The 25,331-nt window shown below is 68.5% G+C and carries 18 protein-coding genes; 9 read left to right on the top strand and 9 right to left on the bottom strand.

The genetic code is table 11. The annotated features are described in order from the left end of the window. Window positions 1-943 precede the first annotated feature (943 nt). From IPK85_10625 to IPK85_10610, 4 genes are read left to right on the top strand one after another with little or no spacing between them, the layout of a single operon-like run. A complete protein-coding gene (locus IPK85_10625; protein MBK8247837.1) occupies window positions 944-2,683 on the top strand; it encodes a trypsin-like peptidase domain-containing protein in 1,740 nt (579 codons plus the stop codon). Between the two features lie 8 nt (window positions 2,684-2,691). Beyond that, window positions 2,692-3,945 (top strand): serine/threonine protein kinase, encoded by a 1,254-nt coding sequence (locus IPK85_10620; protein ID MBK8247836.1) that lies wholly within the window; start codon window positions 2,692-2,694, stop codon window positions 3,943-3,945. Window positions 3,946-3,949: 4 nt separating this feature from the next. Continuing rightward, complete coding sequence (locus tag IPK85_10615; protein MBK8247835.1) at window positions 3,950-4,831, top strand: Stp1/IreP family PP2C-type Ser/Thr phosphatase; 882 nt, start codon at window positions 3,950-3,952, stop codon at window positions 4,829-4,831. Beyond that, window positions 4,828-6,657, top strand: a complete 1,830-nt coding sequence (locus IPK85_10610) for a serine/threonine protein kinase (GenBank protein ID MBK8247834.1) — start codon at window positions 4,828-4,830, stop codon at window positions 6,655-6,657. The genes IPK85_10615 and IPK85_10610 overlap by 4 nt, the downstream gene beginning before the upstream one ends. A gap of 63 nt (window positions 6,658-6,720) precedes the next feature. Here IPK85_10610 and IPK85_10605 read toward each other — a convergent pair whose 3' ends face one another. Further along, a complete protein-coding gene (locus IPK85_10605) occupies window positions 6,721-10,086 on the bottom strand; it encodes a glycosyl hydrolase (protein MBK8247833.1) in 3,366 nt (1,121 codons plus the stop codon). A 171-nt stretch (window positions 10,087-10,257) separates the two neighbouring features. Between IPK85_10605 and IPK85_10600 the strand changes: the two genes are divergently transcribed. From IPK85_10600 to IPK85_10590, 3 genes are all read left to right on the top strand, one after another. Beyond that, complete coding sequence (locus IPK85_10600) at window positions 10,258-12,108, top strand: multicopper oxidase domain-containing protein (GenBank protein MBK8247832.1); 1,851 nt, start codon at window positions 10,258-10,260, stop codon at window positions 12,106-12,108. A gap of 130 nt (window positions 12,109-12,238) precedes the next feature. Beyond that, window positions 12,239-12,583: a PadR family transcriptional regulator gene (locus IPK85_10595; GenBank protein MBK8247831.1), complete on the top strand. Its 345-nt coding sequence runs from the start codon at window positions 12,239-12,241 to the stop codon at window positions 12,581-12,583. Beyond that, window positions 12,583-15,252: an ABC transporter permease gene (locus tag IPK85_10590; GenBank protein MBK8247830.1), complete on the top strand. Its 2,670-nt coding sequence runs from the start codon at window positions 12,583-12,585 to the stop codon at window positions 15,250-15,252. Before IPK85_10595 ends, IPK85_10590 begins: the two co-directional genes overlap by 1 nt. A gap of 13 nt (window positions 15,253-15,265) precedes the next feature. Here IPK85_10590 and IPK85_10585 read toward each other — a convergent pair whose 3' ends face one another. From IPK85_10585 to IPK85_10550, 8 genes are all read right to left on the bottom strand, one after another. Further along, window positions 15,266-15,877, bottom strand: a complete 612-nt coding sequence (locus tag IPK85_10585; protein ID MBK8247829.1) for a hypothetical protein — start codon at window positions 15,875-15,877, stop codon at window positions 15,266-15,268. A 73-nt stretch (window positions 15,878-15,950) separates the two neighbouring features. Next, complete coding sequence (locus IPK85_10580; GenBank protein ID MBK8247828.1) at window positions 15,951-16,952, bottom strand: tetratricopeptide repeat protein; 1,002 nt, start codon at window positions 16,950-16,952, stop codon at window positions 15,951-15,953. A gap of 18 nt (window positions 16,953-16,970) precedes the next feature. Beyond that, window positions 16,971-17,615, bottom strand: a complete 645-nt coding sequence (locus IPK85_10575; protein ID MBK8247827.1) for a hypothetical protein — start codon at window positions 17,613-17,615, stop codon at window positions 16,971-16,973. Next, complete coding sequence (locus IPK85_10570; protein ID MBK8247826.1) at window positions 17,608-18,966, bottom strand: sigma-54-dependent Fis family transcriptional regulator; 1,359 nt, start codon at window positions 18,964-18,966, stop codon at window positions 17,608-17,610. The genes IPK85_10575 and IPK85_10570 overlap by 8 nt, the downstream gene beginning before the upstream one ends. A 385-nt stretch (window positions 18,967-19,351) precedes the next feature. Continuing rightward, window positions 19,352-20,644: a threonine synthase gene (gene thrC / locus IPK85_10565; GenBank protein ID MBK8247825.1), complete on the bottom strand. Its 1,293-nt coding sequence runs from the start codon at window positions 20,642-20,644 to the stop codon at window positions 19,352-19,354. Next, entirely contained in the window at window positions 20,641-21,546 is a 906-nt protein-coding gene (locus IPK85_10560) for an NAD(P)-dependent oxidoreductase (GenBank protein MBK8247824.1), read from the bottom strand. Before IPK85_10560 ends, thrC begins: the two co-directional genes overlap by 4 nt. 10 nt (window positions 21,547-21,556) lie before the next feature. Next, window positions 21,557-22,396 (bottom strand): SDR family oxidoreductase, encoded by an 840-nt coding sequence (locus IPK85_10555; GenBank protein ID MBK8247823.1) that lies wholly within the window; start codon window positions 22,394-22,396, stop codon window positions 21,557-21,559. Window positions 22,397-22,477: 81 nt separating this feature from the next. Continuing rightward, window positions 22,478-23,812, bottom strand: coding sequence for a YfcC family protein (locus IPK85_10550; protein MBK8247822.1), 1,335 nt, complete (start codon window positions 23,810-23,812; stop codon window positions 22,478-22,480). Window positions 23,813-23,904: 92 nt separating this feature from the next. On the opposite strand from IPK85_10550, the gene IPK85_10545 reads away from it, so the two are divergent. After that, window positions 23,905-24,789: a 3-keto-5-aminohexanoate cleavage protein gene (locus IPK85_10545; GenBank protein ID MBK8247821.1), complete on the top strand. Its 885-nt coding sequence runs from the start codon at window positions 23,905-23,907 to the stop codon at window positions 24,787-24,789. Beyond that, complete coding sequence (locus tag IPK85_10540; protein ID MBK8247820.1) at window positions 24,786-25,316, top strand: gamma carbonic anhydrase family protein; 531 nt, start codon at window positions 24,786-24,788, stop codon at window positions 25,314-25,316. The genes IPK85_10545 and IPK85_10540 overlap by 4 nt, the downstream gene beginning before the upstream one ends. Window positions 25,317-25,331: the final 15 nt, after the last annotated feature.

The raw sequence follows: 25,331 nt of genomic DNA, 5'->3' as shown, positions 1-25,331 counted from the left end.
TTCCGAGTTGGCCAACGCCCTCGATGGGCTGTCCCGGATGATCGAGCACCAGGGGCGGCTCGACGAGGCGCTCCAGGTGAAGCTCGAGGCCATCGGCATCCGACGAACGCTGACCGACTCCGCGAGTCGTGCCGACCTGCCGTACACACTGAACAACGTCGCGGTCTCGTTCATCTACAGCGGGAATTACGCGAAGGCCGAGTCCCTGGTGCGTGAGGGGCTTGAGGTGGCCCGCACGCACCATGGCCCAGAATCGGTGATGTACGCCGAGATGCTCAAGTCGTACGCGTCGATGGTCGTGGACCTCGGGCGCCTCGTGGAAGCCGACACGCTCATCCGGAAAGCCACGAGTCTCATGCTCAAGCAGCTCGGCCCCAAGCACCCGAACTACCTGCGCGGGATGTTGAACCAGGCGCAGATCCTGTACCAGCGTGGTGACCTCGCGGGCTCTCTTGCCGCCTCGAGCGTGATCGTGCCGGAGATCGGTGGTCCCTTGCCTGAGGCCGACCCGACGTCCGCGGCGGCGTTGCAGGCGCACGGCCTGACCCTGGATGCCCTTGGTCGGCTCGCCGAAGGTGAGGCCGTGCTCCGCCGATCGCTGGACATCCGGCGGAAGTACCTCCCGCCAGAACACTGGGCGATTGCCTCGTCAGAATCCGTGGTGGGGTACCACCAGATGCTGGCGGGAAAGTACCCGGACGCCGAGCGGATCCTGCGCGCGGCGTACGACGACCTCGTGGTGAAGCGAGGGGCGGACGTGACCGTCACCAAGCGCGTCGCCTTCCGGCTCTCGGAGCTGTATGGTCGCTGGGGCCGGCGCGCGGATTCGACCACCTGGGCGGCGAAGGCGAAGTAGCGGGCGGCGGGTGGTGAGCCCCGCGGGACCGAGGTTGCGCCTGTCGGGGTGAAGCAGGCCGCACTCACCTCGATCCCCGCCCCTCCCATGGACCGCGTCATCCTTCGTCACCTCAAGGGCTCCAAGGCAAGCCAGCAGGAAGAATTTCCCCTCGCCCAGTTCGCCGAGCTGATCCTGGGCCGCGATCCAACGGCCACCGTGCGCTTCGACCCCGAGAAGGATGACCTTGTGGGGCGGCAGCACGCCCGTATCGCCCGCGACGCCGCGGACCCGATGCGCTTCAAGGTCGTCGACCTGAACAGCCGGAACGGCACCTTCCTCAACAAGCTGCGCGTCGTTGGCGAGATGGCGTTGCAACCGGGCGACGTGATCCAGCTCGGCGCCGGTGGCCCGGAGATCCAGTTCGACCTGGACCCGCTGCCGGCCCAATACGTCAAGGCCACGCGGTTGGGGGTGACGGCCCCCGCGGGTATGGAGACGCGCGTCGGCGCCACCGCGCCCGTGGGTGGCGCACCCGCGCCCGCAGGTGGCATCGGCAAGGCGACGGTGGAGCGGATGATCACCGAGACGAAGGCGCAAGCCAACCGCAAGCTGCAGATCGGCGGCGGCCTCGGGGTCGCGGCGATTGCCGCCTTGATGGCGTGGCAGGCGTTCAACAACAACACCAACGACGAGGAACAGCGGCGTCGTGAGCAGGCGCTCGCGGACAGCCTCGCGCGCATTGGGGGCGCCGCCGTCTCGAGCATCGACTCGCTTCGAGGCGAACTTGGCAAGAACATGACCCCCGCCGAGATCGCGGCGAAGTACTCGGGCTCGACCGTGGCTGTCGACTTCAGCTGGAACCTGATCTACGGCCCCACCGGGGCACAGGTCTTCCACCGGTGGATTCCCAACCAGCTCAAGCTGCGCAACGGGAGCACCGTGCCCATCCTGCAGGGCGCGGGCAATATGGTTCCCACTTATGTGGCCGTGGGCGGTGATGCCCTCGAACCGTTCCTCACCCTGAATTCCCAGGGGAGTTCGCCCATCGCCGTGAGCTCGTCGGGGTCCGGCTTCGTCGTCACCAGCAACGGCTTCATCCTGACGAACCGGCACGTGGCCTCAAATTGGCGGGCGCCGTACCGCATGGATGCATCGATGCGCGGCGTGCTCGTGGACAACAGCGGCGACATTGTCTTCGACCAGCAAGGCCAATGGACGATCGTGAACCCGCCCGCGCGGTGGATCCCGTCGGAAACCAAGCAGACCGGTCCGAAGAACGAGATCGACGTGTTCCGCGGCCGGCAGGAATACCTGTACGTCCGGTTCCCGAAGAACACCAACCCGGTGGAGGCCACCGTCGCTCGCGTGAGCGACCAGCACGACGTCGCATTGATCAAGATCGAGACGCCCTCGTCGCTGGAGCCGGTGACGATGTTCGACAACTACAAGACCATCCAGGTCGGGGACCAGGTGACGGTGATCGGCTACCCCGGCATCTCGGACCAGGTGGTGGCGGTGGTCAAGTCGAAGGACACGTTCAACCGCGACGCGCAGCTGCGCACCGTGCCGGACCCGACGCTGTCCGTGGGCAACATCGGCAAGATCCTGCGCGCGGCCGACGGCGCCAGCTCGGATGCCTACGCCACGTATGCGCCCAACGGAGACCGCTACCAGTTGACCATCAACTCCACCGGCGGCGGGAACAGCGGCGGGCCGATGTTCGACAACCAGGGCCGCGTCACCGGCATCTTCTTCGCGGCCAAGGTGGGTGACGCCCACGTGAGCTTCTCGGTACCGATCCAGTTCGGGATGCAGCTCATGTCGGTCGCCCCGAACACCCGTTAGGCACGACCATGCCCGCCGGCACCCTGCGCCCTACCACCCTCGGCCCGTACCGGGTCGTGGACTTCCTGGGGGCCGGCGGCATGGGAGAGGTGTACCGTGCGACGCACACCGCCACCGGACGCGTCGCGGCGGTGAAGGTGCTGACGCGGGCCAACACCCCCACGATGCGGGAACGCTTCCGCAACGAAGGACGCATCCAGGCGTCCCTGCAGCACCCGCACATTGTCACGCTGTACGACCTGTTCGAGGTGGATGGACTGCCGTGCCTGGCCATGGAGTACGTGGCCGGTGAATCGCTGGATGCCATCGCCCAGCGCGGGTCGATCCCGGTGCCGCAGGCGCTCGCCTGGTTCGCGCAGGTCGCCGATGCCGTGGCCTACATCCACGAGCGCGGCGTCATCCACCGGGACCTCAAGACCAGCAACATCCGGATCGACGAGCAGGGCCGCGTCCGCCTGCTCGACTTCGGGATCGCCAAGTCCGGCGACTCACCCAAACTGACGACAGATGGCAGTGTCGTCGGAACCTTGCTCGCCCTGGCACCGGAACAGGTCCGCGGGGAGTCCGCCACACCAGCCTCCGACCTCTGGGCGCTCGGCATCGTGCTCTACGAGATGGTCACGGGGCGCACCCCATTCGCCGCCGACTCCATCACCGGGGTGATGGACCGGATTCTCAAGGGAACATACCCGCCGCCCGAACGACCCGACGTCCCGGCGCAGGTGGCCGCCCTGATCGCACGTTGCCTGCGCGTCGACCCCAGCCAGCGCCCGCGCAGTGCCACCGAGCTGCGGGACGCGGCGCAGGAGATGCTCCGAGGAAGCGCTGCGCCCCGCCAAGCGGCCGATCGCCCGCGCCTCCTTCTGCGGGTGGCACAGGCCGCAGCCGGCGTGGCCGTCGTCGCCCTGGCGTTCACCGTGTGGCCGCGAGCATCTGGCCGCGACGCACCGCCCCCCCCGGCAGACACCACCACGCTCACGGCAGACACGGCGCGTACACTGCCCCCCGCGGGCGTACGCCTGCGACAGGTTACGATCAACGTCTTTGGCGAGACGCCCGCCGACGTGTACCGCGACGGGATACGGATTGGCACGACCCCCGCCCGCTTCGAGGCACCGCTGGGCACCTGGGTGAGCGTGTCGTTGCGCCGGGCAGGCTACGAACCGTTGGAGCGCCGGTTCCAGGTGCACGACGGGGCCAACGAATACACGGAAACCCTGCGCGCGTCCAGCACGCCGCCCCCGCCCTCTCCGGAGCGTTAGCCCGATGTTCCTCTCTCGCCTGTTTGGCCGTACGCCCACCGTGCGCCCGACCATGGAACTCTCGACCCCCGTACCCGGCGGCGGCACGGCCCCCGAGTCCCGCCTGGTGACCGCCTGGGCCACCGATCCCGGCTGCGTGCGGGACGTCAATGAGGACGCCGTGGCGGTTGTGCATCCGGCGTCCCAGGACGCCAGCGATCGAGGGGTGCTCGCCGTGGTCTGCGACGGCATGGGTGGACACGAGGCCGGTGAGGTGGCCAGCCGACTGGCGATCGAGGCTTACGTCCGGTGTGCGGTCGAGAAGGCAAAGGATCCCCACCTGCTCCTCGCCCGCGCGATGGAAGCGGCCAACAGCGCCGTCATTGACGCCGCCGCACGCGAGCCTCGCCTGAAGGGGATGGGGACCACCTGCACCGCCCTGCTGCTCCGGAACGGACACGCCTACTGTGCCCACGTCGGGGACAGCCGGTGCTACATGTTCCGCGACGGCGAGCTTTTCCTGATGACCGAAGACCACTCGGCCGTGATGGAACTCGTGCGCAACGGGATGCTGACCCTGGAGGAAGCGCGACACCATCCGGACAAGAACGTCATCTCCCGCGCGCTGGGCTCCGTGCGCAATGTTCCGGTGACCACCTGGCCGACCCCGCTCCTCGTGCGGCCCGGGGATCAATTCCTGGTCTGCTCCGATGGCCTCTACGACATGATGAGCGACAACGACATCCGGGACGCGATGGCGGCCGCCGCGCCGCAGGTCGCGTGCGACACGCTCGTCGCACGCGCGCGGGAGAACGGAGGCTTTGACAACATCTCGGTGGCGATCCTCTCGATGGAATCCCCGACTCGCACCCCCAAGGCCACGCGCGTGGTGGAGTTGCCCGCATGATTGGGGAACGCGTCGGCAACTATCGCGTCACCGACCGGCTCGGCGAAGGCGGCATGGGTACGGTGTACCGCGCGCAGGACGAGATGCTCGATCGCGAAGTGGCGCTCAAGGTCATGCGCCCCGAGGTCTCGCGTCAGCCAGGGCTGCATGAACGGTTCCGCCAGGAGGCGGTCGCGCTCGCCCGCCTCAACCATCCCCGCATCGCGGCAGTGTATGGCCTCGAGCGCCATGCCAACGACCTGGTGATGGTCCTCGAGTTCGTGCGGGGGGAGACCCTCGAGGCGATCGTGCACCGGTCAGGGCACCTGGACTGGCGTCGAGCCTTCGAGCTGGGCGCCGAAGCGCTGGAGGGGCTCGAACATGCCCACCTCAAGGGGGTGGTCCACCGCGACATCAAGCCGGCGAACATCATGCTGGCGCGTGACGGACACGTGAAGGTCATGGACTTCGGCATTGCGCGCTTGATGGGGAGCAGTCGGCAGACGCGGATGGGGGCCGCGGTCGGGACGCCGATGTACATGAGCCCGGAGCAGCTGCGCGGGGAGGACGTCGACGGCCGGTCCGACCTGTACTCGCTCGCCTGCGTGTTGTACGAGCTGATCACGGGGCGCCTGGCGTTCGAGGCCGACAGCGACTACGAGCTGATGATGAAGCAGCTCAACACTCCAGCGCCCCCGGTCCGCGCAACCATCGCGGACGCTCCGGCGGTCGTGGACGAGGTACTGGGGCGCGCGATGGCCAAGGGACGCGACGACCGGTATCCACACGCCCGCGCGATGGCCGAGGCGCTCCGCGCGGCGCGCGGCGCCGGGCCGGTGGTCGCGCCGGGGCCAACGCCCCATACACGACTGGCCGACGTCCCGATGGCACGGGCGGACCGCGAGGTGCCTGTCGCCACCCTCTCACACACCGCTGACGCGCCCGCGCGCGAGGTGGTGCCCGCTACGCGGCTGGCCGCCCCCGCGGTGGCCGCCACGCGCATCGCGGCTGATGTGGCGCCGGCGCCAGTCCCCCCGCGGCCTTCGCCACTGGGTGACTGGCGGCTCTGGGCCGCCGTGGCCGTGCTGGCGTTAGGCACCACGGCGTTGCTCAAGGGACGGTCGGATGAACCCACCGTGCCCCCATCCTCCGTCGCCTCCGACACCACCCCGACCATGGGAGCCCCGGTGGCGCCCCCTCCCGCCACCGTTGCGGCCGCGGTGAGTGGCGACGTGCCCCCTGCCCTCGGGGCCACGCCGGGAATCGTTGGCGAGAAGGCGGGCCCCATTGCGCCGCCTGAACCTGCACCGCGCCCGGCGTCGACCGGCCGGACCACACCGCGTTCGCCAGCTGCCGCCGGCGCGCGAAAGAACGCACCAACCGAGGACAAGGCCCCGCCACCGCCCGTGATCACACCACCACCGGCCACCCCCGCGCCGGTGGTGACCGAGCCGCCGGCGGCGTCCAAGGCCTCCGCAGAGGCAGACGCGGTGCCTAACGCCGCGGCCATCGCCAGCGATGTGGGGCGGGCGCTCGACGACCTGGCCGGGGCGATGGGAAGCGGAGACGCTGGCCGCGTGGGAAGCGTCCTCCGCGTCGACGATGCGTCAGGGTGGCTCGACCTCGTCAAGGAACGCCGGCTCCTGATGAGCGTCGAAGGGACGCCGGAGATCGAGGTGGAGAGCCGCACGCGTGCCACCGCACGGTTCCGCGCCTCGCTCAACGTGCGCTCCGCCTTCGGGGCGAATCGCAAGCGCCCGGCGCAGTTTGTCGCCGAGTTGTCGCGAAGTGGTGGGGGCTGGCGCGTGACGAGCTTGCGACCCGTCGGCGCCGTCTCGATCAAGTGACAACGCCGTGGCCCCGGGTACCCGGGCCCACGGCGTCCTTCACCGCATAAGGGGCAGGTCGCGCTACATCGCCACGGCCGGCTTCGCCGCCTTGATCTCCTCGAAGCTCTTCTTGAGCTCGGGCAGGCCCGCGGCGCGCAGGATCGCGTTCAGCTTCGGCAGGTTGTCGTCCATCGCCTTGTTCATCGCCTTCACCTGCAGGTCGAGCTTGCCGGCCAGGTCGGTGAAGACCTCGCGGCTCTGCTTCGTCGGACGGTACTCGCCGCTGCTCACCGTGCCCGCCAGCGATGCGATCTTGTTGTTCAGCTTGATGGGATAGTTGAGCGGGTCCTGCGAGGACTGGTTCTTCACCTGGTAGACCTCACCCTCGTTCTGGCTCACGGCGGCCATCATCGCATCGGCGATCGCCTTGAACTCGGCCTGCTGCGCGGCGGAGAGCTTGCCGGTGCGGTCGCCGACGTTGTAGCGCATGTTGCGCGCCAGGCGCACGGCGTTGTTGGCCTCGGTGGTCTTGTCCCGGATGGCGATGAGCAGGCGGAATTGCTCCTGCAGGTCGGCGTCCGTGGCCTCCGCGCGCGGGTCCTTCCGCAAGCGGAAGGTCTGGCTCTCGGTGACACCGGCGGCGGTCATGCGGACGCTGTAGGTCCCCGGCGGCGCAATCGGGCCGGTGGTACCAGCCGCCCACATGATGATCCCCTCGAAACGCTCGGCGTCGGGGTATCGCATGTCCCACGCGAAGGTGTTCATCCCCGCACGGTTGGGGACCCGTGGCGGACGTGGGGCACGTGAGAAGAACTCCTCGATGTCCACCTGCTGCATGAGGAACGCCGGGTTGCTGACCTGGGCCGTCGCGACCTTCGTCGCGGAGTCACGCGCGAGGCCGGTCTTCACGAGCGAATCGATCATCCCCGCCTTGACCCCTTCCAGTCGAAGCGAGTCGGCTGCGGTCTCGGGATCCTGGTCGCTGGTGAAGCTCTTGATCGGCTTGCCCGCAGCGTCGAGGAACTCAAGGGTGACGCGCTGGTTGGGGTCCTTGAGGTAGTACTGGATCAGCGCGCCGCCCGGTGGATTGGCGCCGAGCTGCGAGCCACCCCCGCCGAACATCGCCATGAGCTGGGCGAAGAAGCCTCCGCTGAAGTCGGTGCGGAAACCGTCGGCCGGCTTGTACAGGTGGACGGGCTTGCCCGCCACCTGGGCGTTGAGCTGGCGGAGCGACGAGATGTTGTCCATCACCCAGAACCCACGGCCATGCGTCGCGGCCACGATGTCGTTGTCCTTGATGCGCAGGTCATGCACCGGGACGAGCGGCAGGTTGCGACGCAGCGACTGCCAGTTCTGTCCGTCGTCGAAGGTGATGTACGCCCCGCGTTCCGTGCCGGCGACGAGCATCCCGCGCCGCTTGGGGTCCTCGCGCACGACGCGAAGGAAGTGATCCGGCGCGATGCCGTTCACGATCTTCGTCCAGGTGCGGCCGTAGTCCGTGGTCTTGAAGAGGAGCGGCTGCTTGTCGCCCTGCTGGTATCGGTTGGCAGCCACGTACGCCGTGCCGGCATCGAAGTTGGAGGGCTCAATGATCGAGACGCGGCTGAACTCGCCGAAGTCCTTGGGGGTGACGTTCTTCCAGCTGACGCCATTGTCCTGCGAGACCCAGACGTAGCCGTCGTCGGAACCGACCCAGAGCACGCCTGGACGGACAGGAGACTCGTCAAAAGCAAAGATCAGCGCGTAGGTCTCCACGCCGGTCTGGTCCTTCGTGATGGGGCCGCCACTCGCACCCATCGTTCGCTTGTCGGCGCGCGAGAATTCCGGCCCGACCATCGTCCAGCTCTCCCCTTCGTTGGTGGAGCGGAAGAGGCGCGAGCCACCGGCATACAACACGTTGGGATTGTGGCGCGAGAAGACGATCGGGAAGGTCCACTGGAAGCGGATCTTGATGTCTTCCGACGATTCCCCCATCGGGTTGTTGGGGTACACCGTGATATCACGGGTGAATCCTGTCCGCATGTCCTTGCGCGTCAGCAACCCGCCATAGGAGCCGGCGAAAACGATCCACGGCTTGGTCGGATGCGGCGTGACGTAGCCGGACTCGCCACCGCCGGAATCCTCCCAGTCGGAGAGCTGCACGTTGCCCGGCTTCCGGCTCGGGCCGCAGAGCGTCGAGTTGTCCTGCTGGGCGCCACAGATCTTGTACGGATAGTCGTTGGTGACGTCCACGTGATACCACTGCGCGGTCGGGAACTCGAGGTCCGTCCAACTGCGACCACCGTTGGTCGAGACCGTGGCGCCGCCGTCATTCGCCTCGATCATCCGCATCGGGTTGTCCGGCGCGATCCACAGGTCGTGGTTGTCACCGTGCGGCACGTTGATCGACTCGCGGAAGGTCTTCCCGCCATCGCGCGACCGGTAGAACCCGACATTCAGCGCGTAGACGACGTTCGTGTCCTTGGGGTCGGCGGCCAGGTTCGAGTAGTACCAGGCGCGCTGTCGCAGCTTGCGATCGCGGTTGATGTAGCTCCAGGTCGCCCCGGCGTCGTCGCTGCGATAGATCCCGCCCGAATCGTGTTCGATGACCGCCCAGACCCGGCTCGGCTTGGCCGGCGACACCGCCAGCCCGATCTTGCCCGTCACCCCGGTGGGGAGTCCGCGCGCCGTACGCGAGAGGTTGGTCCAGGTCGCGCCGCCGTCGGTGGACTTGTGAATGCCCGAGTGCACGCCGCCGGACGACATCGCCCACGGGGATCGCCACGCTTGCCAGGTGGCCGCGTACAGCACGTCCGGGTTGGAGGGATCGAGCTGGATGTCGATCACCCCGGTGGAATCGCCGGCGTACAGGACGCGGGAGAAGGTCTTGCCACCGTCTGTCGTCTTGTAGAGCCCGCGGTCGCCCACCTGGAAGGGATTCCCGAACACGCCAATCCACGCGACGTCCTTGTTGGTCGGATGGATGCGGATGGCGGAGATGTGTTCGTACTTCCACCCGAGGAAGCTCCAGGTGCGACCGGCGTCAGTGGACTTCCAGAGCCCGTCACCACCGGCCGTGTTGCCGCGGATGTCGGTCTCGCCGCCTCCGACCCAGACGATGTCCGGGTCCTGCGCGTCGACGGCGATCGCGCCGATCGTTCCCCCGAAGTAGCGGTCGCTGGCGGCGGCCCAGTTCTGCCCGCCGTCGACGGACTTGAAGACGCCACCACCGGTTGTCCCCATCCAGTATTCATTGGGACGCTTGACCGAACCCGCGGCGGCAACCGAGCGGCCGCCGCGTGCGGGACCGATCTCGCGCCAGCGCAGGCCGGAGAACGACGTCGTGTCGGCGACGAATGCGGGGGTGGCTGCACTCGCCTGGGAGGCGCGACGCACCTGGGCGTCGAGCGACCCGGTGGCGCCGAGTGCAAGGGTTACTAGGAGGACCGGACGTACCGTAATCGACATGGCAGGTGGCGTTGGGGATGGCATCCCAACGCTAGCCCGCACCGCGCGCTGTGGGAATCGGGTTCCCCTCCTGACTTGTGCCGTCCGGCGACCGCTCGCGCCGCCCCGCCCCCCGTCGTCGTGGTACCGAAAGCTGCTGACGAAGGCCTCACCACGAGGCCATCTTCCAGCATGAACACGCTCCGCCAATACCGTCGCACCGCCGGTCCGGCCCTCGCAGGGATGGTCCTCGGGGTGGCGCTCACCTGCCGGCCCGCCCCCTCCCCGGTCGCGACACCTAACGACTTTCGATCCACCGCCGGCCGGCTGGATGCCGGCGAGCACCGCGTCGCCCTCGAGGCGCGGGCCGCCCGCTGGTTCCCCAGCGGGAACGACCGGCCGTCGTTTGAAGTCGCCGCATTTGGGGAGGTGGGGCAGGCGCCCTCGGTTCCGGGCCCCCTGGTGCGGGTCCCCATTGGCGTCGATGTGGCGATCGCCCTCACCAACTCCCTCCCCGACACCCTGCTGGTCACCGGTCTCCGCGACCCACGTACACGGGACACCCTGGTAGTCGCTCCCGGCGCGACGGCCACGACCCGTTTTCGGGCCGACCGCCCTGGCCTCTATGGGTACTCCGGTCGAACGCGGGGCACGGTGCGGTGGGTGGGAGGCGGCGGGGGACAGCTGCATGGCGTCATCGCCGTCGATTCTACCGGCGCGCCGCCGGACCGGATCATCGCCATCACCGGCTGGAGCGGTGCGGCACCGACGGGCGGCGACTCCACCTTTGTCCTCGCGCTCAACGGCCGGATGTGGCCGCACACCGAGCGGATGCAGTTGGCAGTTGGTGACACCGCCCACTGGCGCGTGATCAACTTCGCCGGCAGCATCCACCCGATGCACCTGCACGGCGCCTACTTCCGCGTGGATGCGCGGGGGACGCACACCGGCGATACGGCCTACACAGCTGCGCAACAACGCCTCGTGGTGACCGAGACCCTGCTGGAACGCGAGACGATGGCGCTGACCTGGAGTCCCGAGCGCGCCGGACGCTGGCTCTTCCATTGTCACGACGCCTTCCATGTGGAACACGAGATGGAGGAAGAGCTGGACGTGGCGGCCGCGATGTGGGCCCGGGCGATGGCGGGCGATACAACGCCGCTCCCGCAACCCGCGCCCGCCGCACACGCCGGCGAACACGCCATGTCAGGGCTGGTCATCGGGATCGATGTTGCGGGCCCCGCGAGCGCGCCTACTGTAACAGGTGCGCGCCGCATCGACCTCACCGTGCAGCAGCGGGAAAAGGTCTACGCCGATACCCCGGGGCTGGGCTTCGTCCTCGCGCGTCCCGGGGGCGTGCCGGCGGACTCGATCACGATCCCCGGACCGCCGATCGTGCTGGCGCAGGGGGAACCGGTCGCCATCACCGTGCACAACCGGCTCCCGGAACGAACGTCGGTCCACTGGCATGGGATGGAATTGGAGAGCTACTTCGACGGCGTCGGTGGATGGAGCGGCTCAGCCAACCACGTCGCGCCGTCGATCGCCCCACGCGACTCCTTCGTCGCGAGGTTCACACCCCCGCGCGCAGGCACCTTCATCTACCACTCGCACGTCTCCGAGGTGCGCCAACTCTCCTCGGGGATGTACGGCCCACTCCTCGTCCTTCCGCAGGGCCAGCGATGGAATCCCGAACGTGATCACGTCGTGATGTTCGCCGTGGCCGGCACCCATGACACGGCGTCAGTCGTCGCCCACCATTCACAGCGACCGTTGCGTGCCGGCGTGTCGCATCGCCTCCGTTTCGTCAACATCGCGGCAGCCGACCTGGTCACGGTGGAAGCGCTCCAACAAGAACGCGTCATCGACTGGCGGGTCGTGGCCAAGGACGGGGCCGACCTACGCATGCCATCCGCGCAACCTGCGCGCTTCGCGATGGGGCCCGGTGAGACGATGGACGTCGAGGTCACGCCCGCGCGCGGGCCACTCACGCTCCGGGTCAAGAGCTTCAACAATTTCGACCTCGTGCTGCAGGTGAAATAGCCTCCCTTGCCCGTTCGCGTCGGCGCGAGCAGGGGCGACGTCACGACGCGGCCCTCCCCTTGCCTCGCCATGGGAGCGCACTATCTTCCCTTGCGTCACAAGGGGAACGTCCCTCCCGCCACACGCCGCCATGGCCACCGACGCCGACCTCCTGCGGAGCACGCTCGAGCTCCTCATCCTCAAGTCGCTCACCTGGGGCCCGCGGCATGGGTACGGCGTCGCCGACTGGGTGAAGCAATCCACCGGAGGGGAACTCCTCATCGAGGAGGGCACCCTCTACCCTGCGCTGCACCGGCTTGAGGCGAAAGGGTGGATCGAACCCGAGTGGGGGGTCAGCGAGAACAACCGCCGCGCGAAGTTCTACAAGCTCGGCACGCGAGGGCGCGCCGCGCTCCGGGCCGAAACGAGCACATGGCAGCGCTACGTCGCCTCCGTGGCCCGGGCCCTTGCCCAGACGACCCCGGAGCCGGCCTGATGCGACTCCCCTTTCGCCTGCCCGCGTCACGCGGCCAGATCACGCGCGACCTCGACGATGAACTCGCGTTGCATGCGTCGCTGCACGAGGAAGCGTTGGTTCGCCGGGGCATGGACCGCGAGGCGGCACGGGTCGAGGCCGCGCGTCGGTTCGGCGATGCCGAACGGGTGCGCGCGGAGTGCCTCGCGATCGATGAGGCTCACCTCGCTATATCGACGCGACGCCGGATGTTCGACGAGTTTCGCCAGGATTTGCATATCGCATGGCGCTCGCTGGCCCGTGACCGTGCCCTGCTCGCGACCACGCTCCTCGTCATAACGCTCGGGATCGGCGCAAGCACGGCCGTCTTCTCCCTGTACCAGGCCGTCGTCCTGCGCCCGTTGGCGGTGGCACACCCCGAGCGCACGCTTTGGGTGACCGTGGCGTCCTCCACCGGCCAGGACGGCGTGAGCCCAGCCATCGCGCACGCGTGGCGCGACGGGTCACGGGCGCTGGAGCGCCTGGTGACGAGTCGGTCGGTGGCGATGACACTCACTGATGAGGGCGAGCCCCTGCGCGTTGAGGGACTCCAGGTCGGGCGTGGGTTCTTCGAGGCCCTGGGGCTGGGCACCGCCCCCGGCCGTGGCCTCGGCGAGGCAGACTACACCCCGGGTGCGCAAGCTGCGGTCGTGATCAGCCGCGCCCTCTGGCTGGATCGCCTCGCCGGCGACCCGCGCGTGGAAGGCCGCACCATCCGCCTCGACGGGCGGATGCATACCATCGTTGGCGTGCTCGACGGCGCGGTCGAAGGCCAGGGGGTCCAGCCGCAATTCCTCGTCGCGGACCCCCTCCCCGATGGCTTGCGGGACAACTTCACCCCGTTCCTTGCCACCATCGGCCTGTTGCGTCCCGGCGCGAGCGTGGGACAGGCGGAGGCGGAGTTGCAGGGAATCCTCGAGCGCACCGCGTCGGCGGCCGGGCGCGACCTGGAGGGGCGTCGCGCCCTGGTACGTCGCCTCGGCGACCACATCTCCGAGCCCTTTCGCTTCCAACTGCTGCTCCTCCTTGGTGCCGTGCTCACGGTCCTCCTCATCGCGAACGTCAATGTCTCCAGCCTGCTCCTGGCGCGGGGCGCAGGGCGGGGACGGGAGTTCGCCGTGCGGGCCTCGCTCGGTGCATCGCGCGGACGACTCGTCAGGCAGCTCTTCACCGAACACCTCCTGCTGGCGGTGATGGGCGGCGTTGCCGGCCTCCTTTTGGCGTTGTGGGGCGGGCGCGCCCTCGTCGCGATCATGCCGCCGGAGCTTCCACGCCTCGCTGATGTTCGTCTGGATGGCTACTCCGTGCTCTTCGCTGCAGGGGCCACGCTGGCCACCGCCGTGCTCGCCGGCCTCCTTCCTGCGCTGCGTGCGTCTCGGGTGAACCTTGGCGGTATGCTGCAGGAGGGTGGGCGTGGGTCTACCGGAGGAGTCGCCACGGAGCGGACGCGCCAGCTGTTCGTCGTGAGCGAAATCGCGTTGTCCGCGGTGCTGCTGGTTAGCGCGGCCCTCCTGCTGCGCAGCGCCCAGGTTGCGGGACGCGTCTCGCCGGGGTTTGCGGTCGACAGCGTGCACACCGCTCGTTATGCCCTCCCCGCGCGGGAGTACCCTGGCGCCGAGGCGGTGATCGCGGCGCACGAACGTATCCTGGCCTCCCTTCGCGGCGACGAGCCCACGGGCGTCGCGCTCGCGTCCGCGATCCCGTTAGGCGACGGGGGCGGAGGCAGCGACTTCCGGGTGGTTGGGGGCACCGCGGGAGGAAGCACGTCACCCGACATCAATGCCCAGCTCCGGTTCGTGTCTCCCGGCTACCTCCGGACGATGGGGATCGACCTCATCGCCGGTCGCGACCTCGACGTGGGTGACGGGCCGCAGGCTCCACGACGGCTCCTCGTGAGCGAGACCCTCGCCCGGCGCCTCGGCCTCGGCGACGATGCCGTGGGACGCCAACTCGGAGGGACCAGTTCGCCCTTCATGGACAGTACGGGGACGCCGTACCCGTGGGAAATCGTCGGGGTCGTGCGCGAACCACGTGACGCGGGCCTCCGCGCGGAACCCAGCCCGCAGGTGTTCATCCCGCTGTCGCAGACTCCGCCGGAAGTCTTCGACTGGAGTGCCCGGTCGGTCCACGTCGTCTGGCGGCAGGATGTCGGAAGACGGACCCTGGCCGGCGTGTCCCGTGCGGTGCACGCCGTGGACCCAGGGCTTCCCCTGTTTGACGTGCGGTCCATGCGGGAGCGCCTGCGTGACGCCGTCGCGCTCGAACGCGCAAGCACGGCACTGCTCACTGCCCTCGGCCTAGCGGCCGCCCTGCTGGCCGCCGCCGGGCTGCATGGCGTCGTAAGCTATCACGTGCGCCAGCGCGAACGGGAGTTCGGGGTCCGCATGGCGTTAGGCGCGCGCCCCGGGGACATCCTGCACCTCGTCGTGCGGTGGGGGGGATGGTTGACCCTGGCGGGGCTCGTGGTTGGCGTGCCGTTGGCCATCACCGGCGCGCGGGCGCTGCGTTCCCTCTTGTTCGGGGTGTCCCCCTGGGACGCCGTCACGATTCTCGGGGTCTCCAGCCTGCTCGTGCTGGCGACGACCCTGGCGTGCCTCGTGCCCGCCTGGCGCGCCAGCAAGGTTCCCCCGGATCGCGCGATTCGCCGTTAGGCGATCCCGCGGCTCAGTAGGCCACGAGGTAACTGGTAAACCCGACCAGCTCCGCTTCGGCCTCATCCAGCTCCACGCGGAGCAGCGAGGTGAGCTTGATCCAGGGAGAGGTCAGCGTCTCCCGCTTCCAGATGCTGAACGTCGCCTCGAGGGCGGCGTCGGCCGCATCAACATCGCCGTCCTTGTCGTAGTCACGGCTGGTGTGTTCCCACCAGAGGTTGAGCTTGGCGGGACGTCCACTGCAGAACTGCAGGCCTGCCGGCTCGAACTTCACCTCGAGGCGCACCGGGTCGATCACCGTCATGGTGATGCGGAGCGAGTCCCCGTCGGCCATCGCGCTGCCGTCCACGCGATTGCAGAGCGAACGTCGGTCCAACCGAAACCGGGCGAGCTTGCTGGAGTCCGGGCGGCCCGACGTGGCGCGGTACCAGATGATCGACTCATGATCCTGGCCCTTCACGGCCCAGAAGGCGACCGACGACGACGCGATCGAGGGAGCGCCGGCCGCCGCCGAGAGGAAGGTGAGATCGTCCGATGTCACCCCGGTGGACGCGTCCCCGCCGCAGGCAAGGCTGGCGAGTAGGCCAAGCGTGAGCAGAAGGTGGGGGCGTGTGTGGTGGGTCATCGGGCTTCCTCCTCTCGGGGTCCCGCGGCAGGCCGTCGGCACGAATTCGCCGCCGACTGCGCGCGGGCTTGCATCAGGTGCTCCCGCCCTCGTTCCCCAGCGCGTCGAGCCAGGCGGCGGTGGCGGCTTCTTCGCGCACCGCCTTGAGTCGTGTAAAAAGGGCGAGCGCGGAGACCGCATCTTCGCGCGCCAGGGCGCGCGCGCCTCGCAGCCGCTGGACCTCGGCACGCGCACGCAGGCTCTCTGCCTCGATGAGCGCGGCTCCACAGTCGCGTGCTGTCGTGACCGCTTCATCCAGCAACGGGAGCGCGCCCGCCTGGTCGCCCGTGCGGGACCGTGCACGCCCCGCGAGGCGCAAGGCGTCGGCGCGACGCGCCGGATCCGGCACCTGGGCCAGCAACGTCGCCGCATGCAGGGCCGTCGCCTCGGCCATCGACGGATCACCACGCATGAGCTGCACATCCGCGCGGCCGGCCATGACGATGGCGACAAGCGCTTCATCCCCGGCCGCGCGCGCTTCATCGATCGCCCGCTGCTCGTATTCCTCGGCGTCGTCGTAGCGTTCGGTGTCGCGGTAGGTAATGGCGATGTTGTGCAGGCTGCGCGCGAGGCCGACGGCGTTCCCGAGGCGTTGGTAGGCCGGCAAGGCGACGCGATAGAGGGCGAGGGCCTCCTCGTGTTGGCCGCGGATGTTCGCGATCATCGCGAGGTTGTTGCTGCTTTGCGCGACGAGCAGGTCGTCGCCGTCCAGCTGGGCCAGTTCGGCCGCGCGGGAGAAGGCCAACAACGCCTCGTCGTAGTCACCGAGCTCGAAGTGTGCCGCGCCGCACAGATTTCGTGCGCGTCGCATGGTAGGATTCCCCCCGAAATCCCTAAACTGGGCGAGTGTGTCCGCGAAGAGCGCACGTGCCTCACGCGCGCGCCCCGTGCGCAGCAGCGACTCGCCGAGCAGGCAGACCAACTCCAGGTCACCGTGCACGATCGCCGGGTCCTCCGCTGCTCCCAACAACGCCGCGACCTCGCCCCACGCAGAGCGTAAGGCCAGGGCGCGTGCCTGGGAAGCGAGGGTGGGCATGGGCGTCAGGCCTGAGGATCAGTAGGCGACCAGGTAACTCGTAAAGCCGGTGATATCGGCTTCCGCCTCATCATCGTCGTCCTGCAGCACCGTGGTCACCTTCTCCCAGGGCGACGTCGGCGTCTCTTGCTTCCAGATGCTGAGGAACGACTCCCATGTGAGATCGGCGGCGTCGATGTCGCCGTCATCGTCGAAGTCGTGGTCCGCCTGCTCGTACCACATCGTAAGCTTGGCCGGTCGGCCATTGCAGAATTGCAGTCCGGCAGGCTCAAACTTGACCTGCTGACGCACCGGATCGATCACGGTCATCGTGATCTGGATGGAGTCCCCATTGGCGATATTCGATCCATCGGGGCGCTTGCACAGCGACTTCTTCGTGACGCGGAAGCGCACCAGCTTGGTCGAGTCGTTTTCGCCAGGCTCCGCGTTGTACCAGATGAAGGCCTCGCGATCCTTCCCCTTCACCGCCCAGAACGAGACGGGGGTCGTCGCGATGCTGGGGGCGCCGGCCGCCGTCTCCAGGAAGATCGGGTCGGAGTATCCGCCACTGCGGAGGGCGTCCATGGGGCGCACGGCCATCGGGCTCTCTGTTGCACACGCGAGAGCGCCGAGGATGGCGCATGGAGCCAACCAGCGCGGCAAGCGGGACAGTGCGTTAGTCATCGGTGTCTCCTGAGTCGTCGTACGAGGCGGGATCGAGGCTGGTGAGGCGCATCAACCTCGGGCGGGAAATCCCCAGTCGGCGCGCAGCTTCGGACTTGTTGCCACCGCATCGGGCAATCATGTCGGCGGCGGCGGCCCGAACGAGCACGTTCAATGGACCGGGGAATGGCAGGCCGCCCGATCCGTCGACCGGTGCGTCCTGGGGGGGGGCGAGAAAGGCGAAATCTTCGGCGGTCAGCTGAGTGTCCGGCGCCAGCAGCAACACGCGCTCCATGGCATTGCGCAATTCACGCACGTTGCCCGGCCACGCATAGTCCAGCAGCACCTGCTCGCCGGCTGGCGTGAGCCGCGGGGCTACCAACTTGTAGTCACTTGCCACACGAGCCAGGAAGTGCCGGGCGAGTGGGATGATGTCCTCCCGACGTCGACGCAACGGGGGCAGCTCGAGCGGCACAACGTTCAGGCGATGATACAGGTCGGCGCGGAACTCTCCCTTGCGCACGGCCTCGGCCAGGTCGACGTGCGTGGCGGCAATCACGCGGGCGTCGACGGAAATCGGCCGTTGGCCACCGACGCGCCGGATCGTCCGCTCTTCCAGTGCCCGCAGGAGCTTGCCTTGGAGCGAGAGGGCGAGGTGCCCGATCTCGTCGAGGAAGACCGTGCCCCCGTGCGCGACCTCAAACAGCCCTGGCTTGGAGGTGGTAGCCCCCGTGAACGCGCCCCGTTCGTGGCCGAACAACTCACTCTCGAGGAGCTGCTCGGGAATCGCGGCGCAGTTGATGTCCACAAACGGACCTTCGCGGCGCGGCCCTTCATAATGAATGGCCCGGGCGATCAGCTCCTTGCCCGTACCGGTCTCGCCGGTCAGCAGGACGGTCACGCCGGCATGCGGGATGACCCGCTCGGCGGTCGTCAGTGCGCGTCGCAGCGCGGGGCTGGTGCCCTGGATCCCCCGGAAGGCGTACCGCGCCCGCTGGTCCTCGGCAAAGCCCGTCCGTTGCTCGCGCGACTTGTCCGCGCCCGCTCGCTGCCGCAGCCAGTTCCGGAGCCCATCGTAGTCCTGAGGGAGGGCGAAGTACTCGGTGGCGCCGGCCCGAATCACGGACACAGCCAGTCGATGCGAGGCGATGGCCCCGATGGCGATGATCTCCGCGCGGGTTCCCTGTGCGGCCCGGAGGGTCGTCACCAACAACTCCTCCTCTCCACCGGCGGCGACCACGACGACCCCGTCGTGGCGCGCGAGAAGCTCCGGGGAGGGAAGCTCATTCAGCCCAAGCCCGCATTCCTCCGCCACCTCCCCCCACACACTCTCGAATGCGTCGCTGAGCCGCAGCATGGTCAGTGACTTCATTGGCGCAGGGTAACCATCGGTCGTACCACTGTGTTGCAGGCGGCGACGAACGTCCTCCAGCGGGAGATGAAGGTCACTTTCACTGCGACCAATGGCCTGAGCCGCCCCTGGGCGCGACCCAATCCCGGTCAGCTGTCCTGCCGACCGAGCGGTGGATCGAACGAGGGCGAGCGCTGTCATTGCGAGCGAGTCTCCGGGGTGCGACGGGCGATACGAGGGTCTTTGCAAGAACCTCACCACTTTCCCGGGGCACATAACTCGTTTCCCTGCAAGGCTTTATACGCTATCCAGCCCGCTCGAACAGATCACACTTTGTTACGAGTGGATCGTTTCGTGTCAACCATGGTCGAGTGGCCATCTCTCGCCATCGGGCGGGGGACGAAGGCTATCCCGTCTGCGTGTTCAGGGAATCGAGCAGGGCGGAGGTCGCGGCGTCGATCACGGTCACCTGGGCCGGGCGTTGGTACAGCCCCTTGAGGGCCGGAGGAACCGCCACCTGCCCCCCCACCAGCGGCTCGACGATCTCCGCGAACTTGGCTGGGTGGGCCGTCGCAACCAGGCACCATCGCTCGCGTCGCAGCTCCTCCGGCAACGATGCCCACGCTTCCGCGCCAACGGCGGTGTGGGGACACCACACGCGTCCGAATCGGGCGACGTCTGCCTCGATCCGCGAGCGAATCCGGTCGTCACTCACGGTGACCGCCGTGACTGCGCCTCGTATCTCCTCGAGCGTCGGGAACATCGCGCGGAAGCGCTCCATGTTGGACGGGTTGCCCACATCCATTGCCGTCGCGATCGTCTTCACGCTCAGCCGGGGTGACCAGCTGCCCGTCGCGAGGAACTCGGCCACCGTGCGATTGGCGTTGCACGCGAGCAGGATGCGCCCTACAGGGAATCCCATCGCGCGAGCGGCCACGGCCCCGAAGGCATTCCCCAGGTTCCCGCTCGGGACGATGAACGAGAGCCTTTCTCCATGGGCCCGCCACACCTGCAGCGAGGCCGCGGCGTAGTACGCCGCCTGTGGCAGGAGACGACCGATGTTGATGCTGTTCGCGGACGACACCTCGCGCCCAGGCACCAGGTGCGTGCTCGACAGGACTTCCTTCACCATGCGTTGGCAGTCGTCGAACGTCCCGCGTACCGCAAGCGATGTGACATTGCCTCCCCAACACGTCAACTGCCTCTCCTGGAGGGGCGAGACGCGTCCTTCGGGAAAGAGGAGTGTGACCCGGATGCCGGGGCGATGGTGGAAGGCCGCCGCGACCGCTCCCCCGGTGTCGCCCGAGGTGGCCACGAGGATCTCCAGTGGCTTCGTCCGCGGCACACGCGAGAGGCACGCCGCGAGGAAGCGTGCGCCGAAGTCCTTGAAGGCCGCCGTCGGCCCGTGGAACAGCTCGAGGACGGACAGGTGACCGTCGTCCGTGACCGGTACCAGCGGGGCATCGAGGCGCAACGCGTCCTCACACAGCTCGCCGGCCAGGGATGCCAATGGGTCGTCGCCGGCAAGGGCCGTGAGGATCACCTGCGCCGTCGCGACCAGGCCGGGCGGGACCGCGGCCATCGCCAGGGTCGGCCAGGCATTTGGCATGTAGAGTCCGCCATCCGGCGCCAGCCCGCTCCGAATCGCCTCGGAAAGCGACACGGCCGGCGCCCGCCCGCGCGTGCTCACGAACCTCACGACGGAGCCTCCTCCCGATGCAGGCCGGGGTACAGCAGTCGCAATGCGGCGATGTCGCGATCGCCAAGCCCCTGCTCCTGCGCGAGTTGCACCCAGCTGCGCGCGACGGCGACCAGGGGAAGATCGATCCCCAGTTCCTTCCCTGCCTCCGCGATGATGGCGAGGTCCTTCTCGAAGAGGCGCAAGGCGGCACCGGCCTCGTAGTCGCGCGCATGCACCCGGGCGAGGGTGCGATCGAACATCCGCGAGTGTCCAAATGACGCTTGCAGCAACTTGCCGAGCGCGTCCAACTCGAGTCCCGCCCGATCCGCCAGCGCCAGTGCCTCGGCGGCCGCCATCCCGTGGACAAAGGTGAGCAGCTGGTTGACCAGCTTGGCGTGCGTCCCGGCGCCCACGGCTCCCAGGTGCACGAGCGTGCTCCCGTACGACTCGAGGATGGGACGGGCACGAGCCACGGCGTCGACGGTTCCACCCATCATGATCGCCAGGGTGCCACGCTCAGCCCCCTCGGGCCCACCACTCACCGGGGCGTCGATGAAGCACTGCCCCCGTTCCCGTGCCGCCGCGTCCACACGGCGCGCGAGCGCCGGCGGGATGGTGCCGTGGTCAATCAACAGGGTGCCGGGACGCGCACAGGCGACGATGCCCTCGGCGTACAGCCACGAGACCTCCGACGCCAGGGTCGTATCCAAGCAGGTAATCACGACGTCGGAACGCCTGGCGAGCTCCTGGATCGTGGGCGCGACGGTAGCCCCGGCCTCGGCCAACGGGGCGGCCTTGGACGCGGTGCGGTTGAACACGAGGAGCGAGTTGCCCTTCGCCAGCAGGTTCCGGCACATGGGCATACCCATCCGCCCGAGTCCGATGAACCCGATGGTGGGGGTGGCGGCGGCGGTCGTCACGCGCGGGCGCCTAACGTGAACCGGTGGCCTGCTGCGCTTCCCAGGCCGCCCGGTAGTCGCGGGCGCCGCCGAGGACCTGGCCGCCATCGCAGTAGATGATGGTACCGTTTACATACGACGCCGCCGGCGAGGAAAGAAACAGGGCGACATTGGCGACCTCGCGACCCGTTCCCATCCGCCCCATGGGGTTGCCCTGTTCCCACGCAGCACGGATCTCGGCCGTGGGGGCAAGGCGCGCGACCCCTTCCGTCCCCTCGATCGGCCCAGGCACGATACCGTTGACCCGTATGCCCTCCCGGCCCCATTCCACCGCGAGGGAGCGCGTGAGCATATCCACGCCGGCCTTGGCCGCGGAGACGTGGGCCTGCCCGAAGAACGCCTCCGTCGACTGCGGGGCGCCGATGTTGATCAGGGACGCCCCCGGGCGCGCCAGGTGCGCGTAGGCAGCGCGCAACACGTTGAAGGTGCCCAGGAGGTCGATGTCCACCACCGCCTTGAACCCGTTCGGCGAGAGCTGGTTGGCCGGACAGATGAAGTTGCCGGCCGCACCAGACACGACGATGTCGAGGGCGCCTAACGCCTCGCGCGCGGCCCCGAGGGCGCGCTCGATCGCGGCGAATTCACGGACATCGCCCACGTATCCCTCGACGCGCCCGCCATGCGCCCGCAGCGCCGTGGCCGCTTGCTCCACGCGTTCGGCGTTTCGACTGAACACCGCGACGCTCGCACCCGCCTCGGCCAATCCATGCGCGATCGCCAGGTTGATTCCACTGGTGCCCCCGGCAACGAAGGCGGTCTTGCCCGACAGGAGGCCGGGAACAAAGGTCGGGGCAGAGTCGGCGGGAGTCATGGCGTGGCGGCAAAGCCGGTCGTGGAGTTGCGGCGCAATGTACGACCCGGTGTACGCCGAGGAAGTCCGGGGCTCGCGAGGTCACCCGCGCCAGGTCATGAACAGCGTGCCCGCCACGCCAATCGCCAGTGCCAGCGCTAGGCCGCGCACCGCGAACGCAGCCCACTGCCCATAGGGAACACGCGCCGCCAGCAGGATCGCCATGAGCGCGCCGTTGGTGGGGATGAGCAACTCGGACAGCCCCGCTCCCGTCTGGTAGGCCATCACAGTTGCCTGCCGCGCCAACCCGATGAGGTCGGACGCCGGGATGAGGACCGGCATCGTCAGTGCGGCCTGCCCGCTGACGCTTGGGACCGCAACGTGAATGACGGCATGGATCGGAATCATCAGGAGTGCGGCGAGGGCCGGCGGCTGGTCCATCAAGGGCGACGCCAGTGCCTGCACGATCGTGTCGATCACCTTGCCGTCGGCGAGAACCACCGAGATCGCACGCGCCACACCCACCAGAATCCCCGCCCCAACCATCGTCTCCATCCCCTTGAGGAAGCCGGACATGGCCTCGGAGAGCCCAAGCCCGCCAAGGAGGCCCGCGACCACGGCCACGAGGAAGAACAGTGCCGACAGCTCGTTGAAGCCCCATCCAAAGGTGATCACCCCAACGACGTACAGCCCGAAGGTCGCCACGATCAGCGCGAAGATGATGCTGTCCCGACCCGTCAGCCCCGGTACGTCGCGCGCGCCCTCCTCGTCGGGTGGCACCCGATGCCGCGTCGCATACCACATGGTCCAGCCGGCCCAGGCGATCACGCCGGCCACGAACATCGCGAGCCGCACGCCGCCACCCTCGAGCAACGGGAGCTGCGCCAGCTTCATGGCAATCCCCGCCTGGTAGGGATTGGACGGCCCGAACGCGGCGCCGATCGCCGCGGCACCGGCGCTCATGGCGACCACGGTCACGGCATTCACCCCCAGCCCGCGCCCCAGGACCAGCAGCACTGGAACCAGGGCGATGATCTCCTCCTGCATGTTCTCCATGGCGCCAAAGAGCGCAAACAGGAGCACCACAGGCGGAATGGCCCACACCCCCTTCCCCGCAAACCGTCGCACGATCGCCCCGGCGCCGCGCGCGAGCGTACCGATCTGGTCGATGAGGGCGAAGGCACCTCCGACCAGCAGGATCGAGATCACCACTTCCGCGGCGGCCACGATGCCCCGGGGAATGGCGACCAACGCGCCAAGCGGTGAGACCGGCGCCGGATCGGTGGCGCGGTACGTCCCCGCGACGACGAGTTCGCGGCCCGTGGCGTCGTCCATCCGGCGCTCGAATTCCCCGGCCGGAAGCATCCAGGTCAGCGCCGCCGCAATCGCGACGCACGCCGTCAGGAGGACGAGCGGATGAGGGAGGCGGAGTCTCAGGGGCGCGGGGACGTGGGTCGCAGACGTTGCGGGTGAGCGTGCGCCGGCGCTAGGGGGGCTGTAGGTTCTCGCAGCCTACCCCTGCGCCACCCATGTCCCGCCCCGTCATCATCACCTGCGCCGTCACTGGCTCGCAGCCGTCCTACAAGATCCACCCGAACATCCCGATCACTCCGGAGCAGATCGCCACGCAGTCGATCGAGGCGGTCCGGGCCGGTGCCGCAATCGTCCACATCCACGTCCGCAACCCACAGACGGGCGAACCGGTCGGCGACACCGCCCTGTACGCCGAGGTGGTCGAGCGCATCGCGGCCAGCGGCGAGGACTGCGTGATCAACCTGACCACGGGGTACGGCGCACGTTTCATCCCGGGCGCGGAGAACCCGCGCATCGCCGACCCAGCATCGAACTTCACCTCACCCGAGGATCGCACGAAGCACATCATCGACCTGCGGCCGGCGATCTGCAGTTACGACGTGGCGACCTTCAACTTCGGCGAGACGGCGTTCATCAACACGCCGGATCACCTGCGGACCATGGCGGCGCGCATTCGTGAAGCCGGGTCGCTCCCCGAACTCGAGGTCTTTGAACCAGGGCACATCCTCCTGGCGCGCCACCTCATCGAGCAGGGGCACCTCAGCCCACCCGGGCACTTTCAGCTGTGCCTGGGGATCCAGTGGGCGATGCCGGCCACGCGCGAGGCGATGGCGTTCATGCGCTCGCTGCTGCCAGCGGCGTCAACCTGGGCCGCCTTCGGCATCTCACGGCACCAGTTTCCCATGGTGGAGGCGGCGATCGACCTGGGCGGGCACGTGCGCGTGGGGCTGGAGGACAACCTCTACATCGACAAGGGGGTCTTCGCGCCGGACAACGCGGCGCTTGTGCGACGCGCCGCCGAGATCGTGCATGCCAAGGGATGTCGCGTGGCCACGGCGGACGAAGCCCGCGCGCTGCTCGGCCTAACGAGGAGCGCATGAGCGGCCCGATCATCCTGCCGTGGAACGGGGTCATGCCCACGATCGCGGCCGACTGCTTCATTGCGCCGAATGCCACGATCATCGGGGACGTGACGATCGGCGCCGGGGCCAGCGTCTGGTTCGGATGCGTGCTCCGGGGCGATGAGGAGGCGATTCGCATCGGCGCGGGGACGAACATCCAGGACCTGACCCTCGTGCACACGAGCGGCGGTGTCTCCCCAACGGTCATCGGCGCCAACGTCACGGTCGGACACAACGCGATCATCCACGGCTGCACGATCGAGGACGGCGCGCTCGTTGGTATGGGAGCGATTGTCCTGGATGAAGCGGTCATCGAGCGCGACGCGATCATCGCCGCTGGCGCCGTGATCTCACCCGGCAAGCGCGTGAAGGCCGGTGAGCTATGGGCCGGTGTGCCGGCGCGGCTGATCGGACCGGCCACGGCCAAGCACCTCGAGATGGCTCGCTCCATCCCGGGCCGCTATGCCGCAAAGGGACAGAGCTATCGCGCGCTGATGGCGCCGTAGGCGCTACGTCTCGAG

Source organism: Gemmatimonadota bacterium (assembly GCA_016712265.1).
GTDB lineage: Bacteria > Gemmatimonadota > Gemmatimonadetes > Gemmatimonadales > Gemmatimonadaceae > RBC101.
Note: the sequence above shows the minus strand (reverse complement) of the source record. Positions and strands in the feature narration are given on the sequence as shown.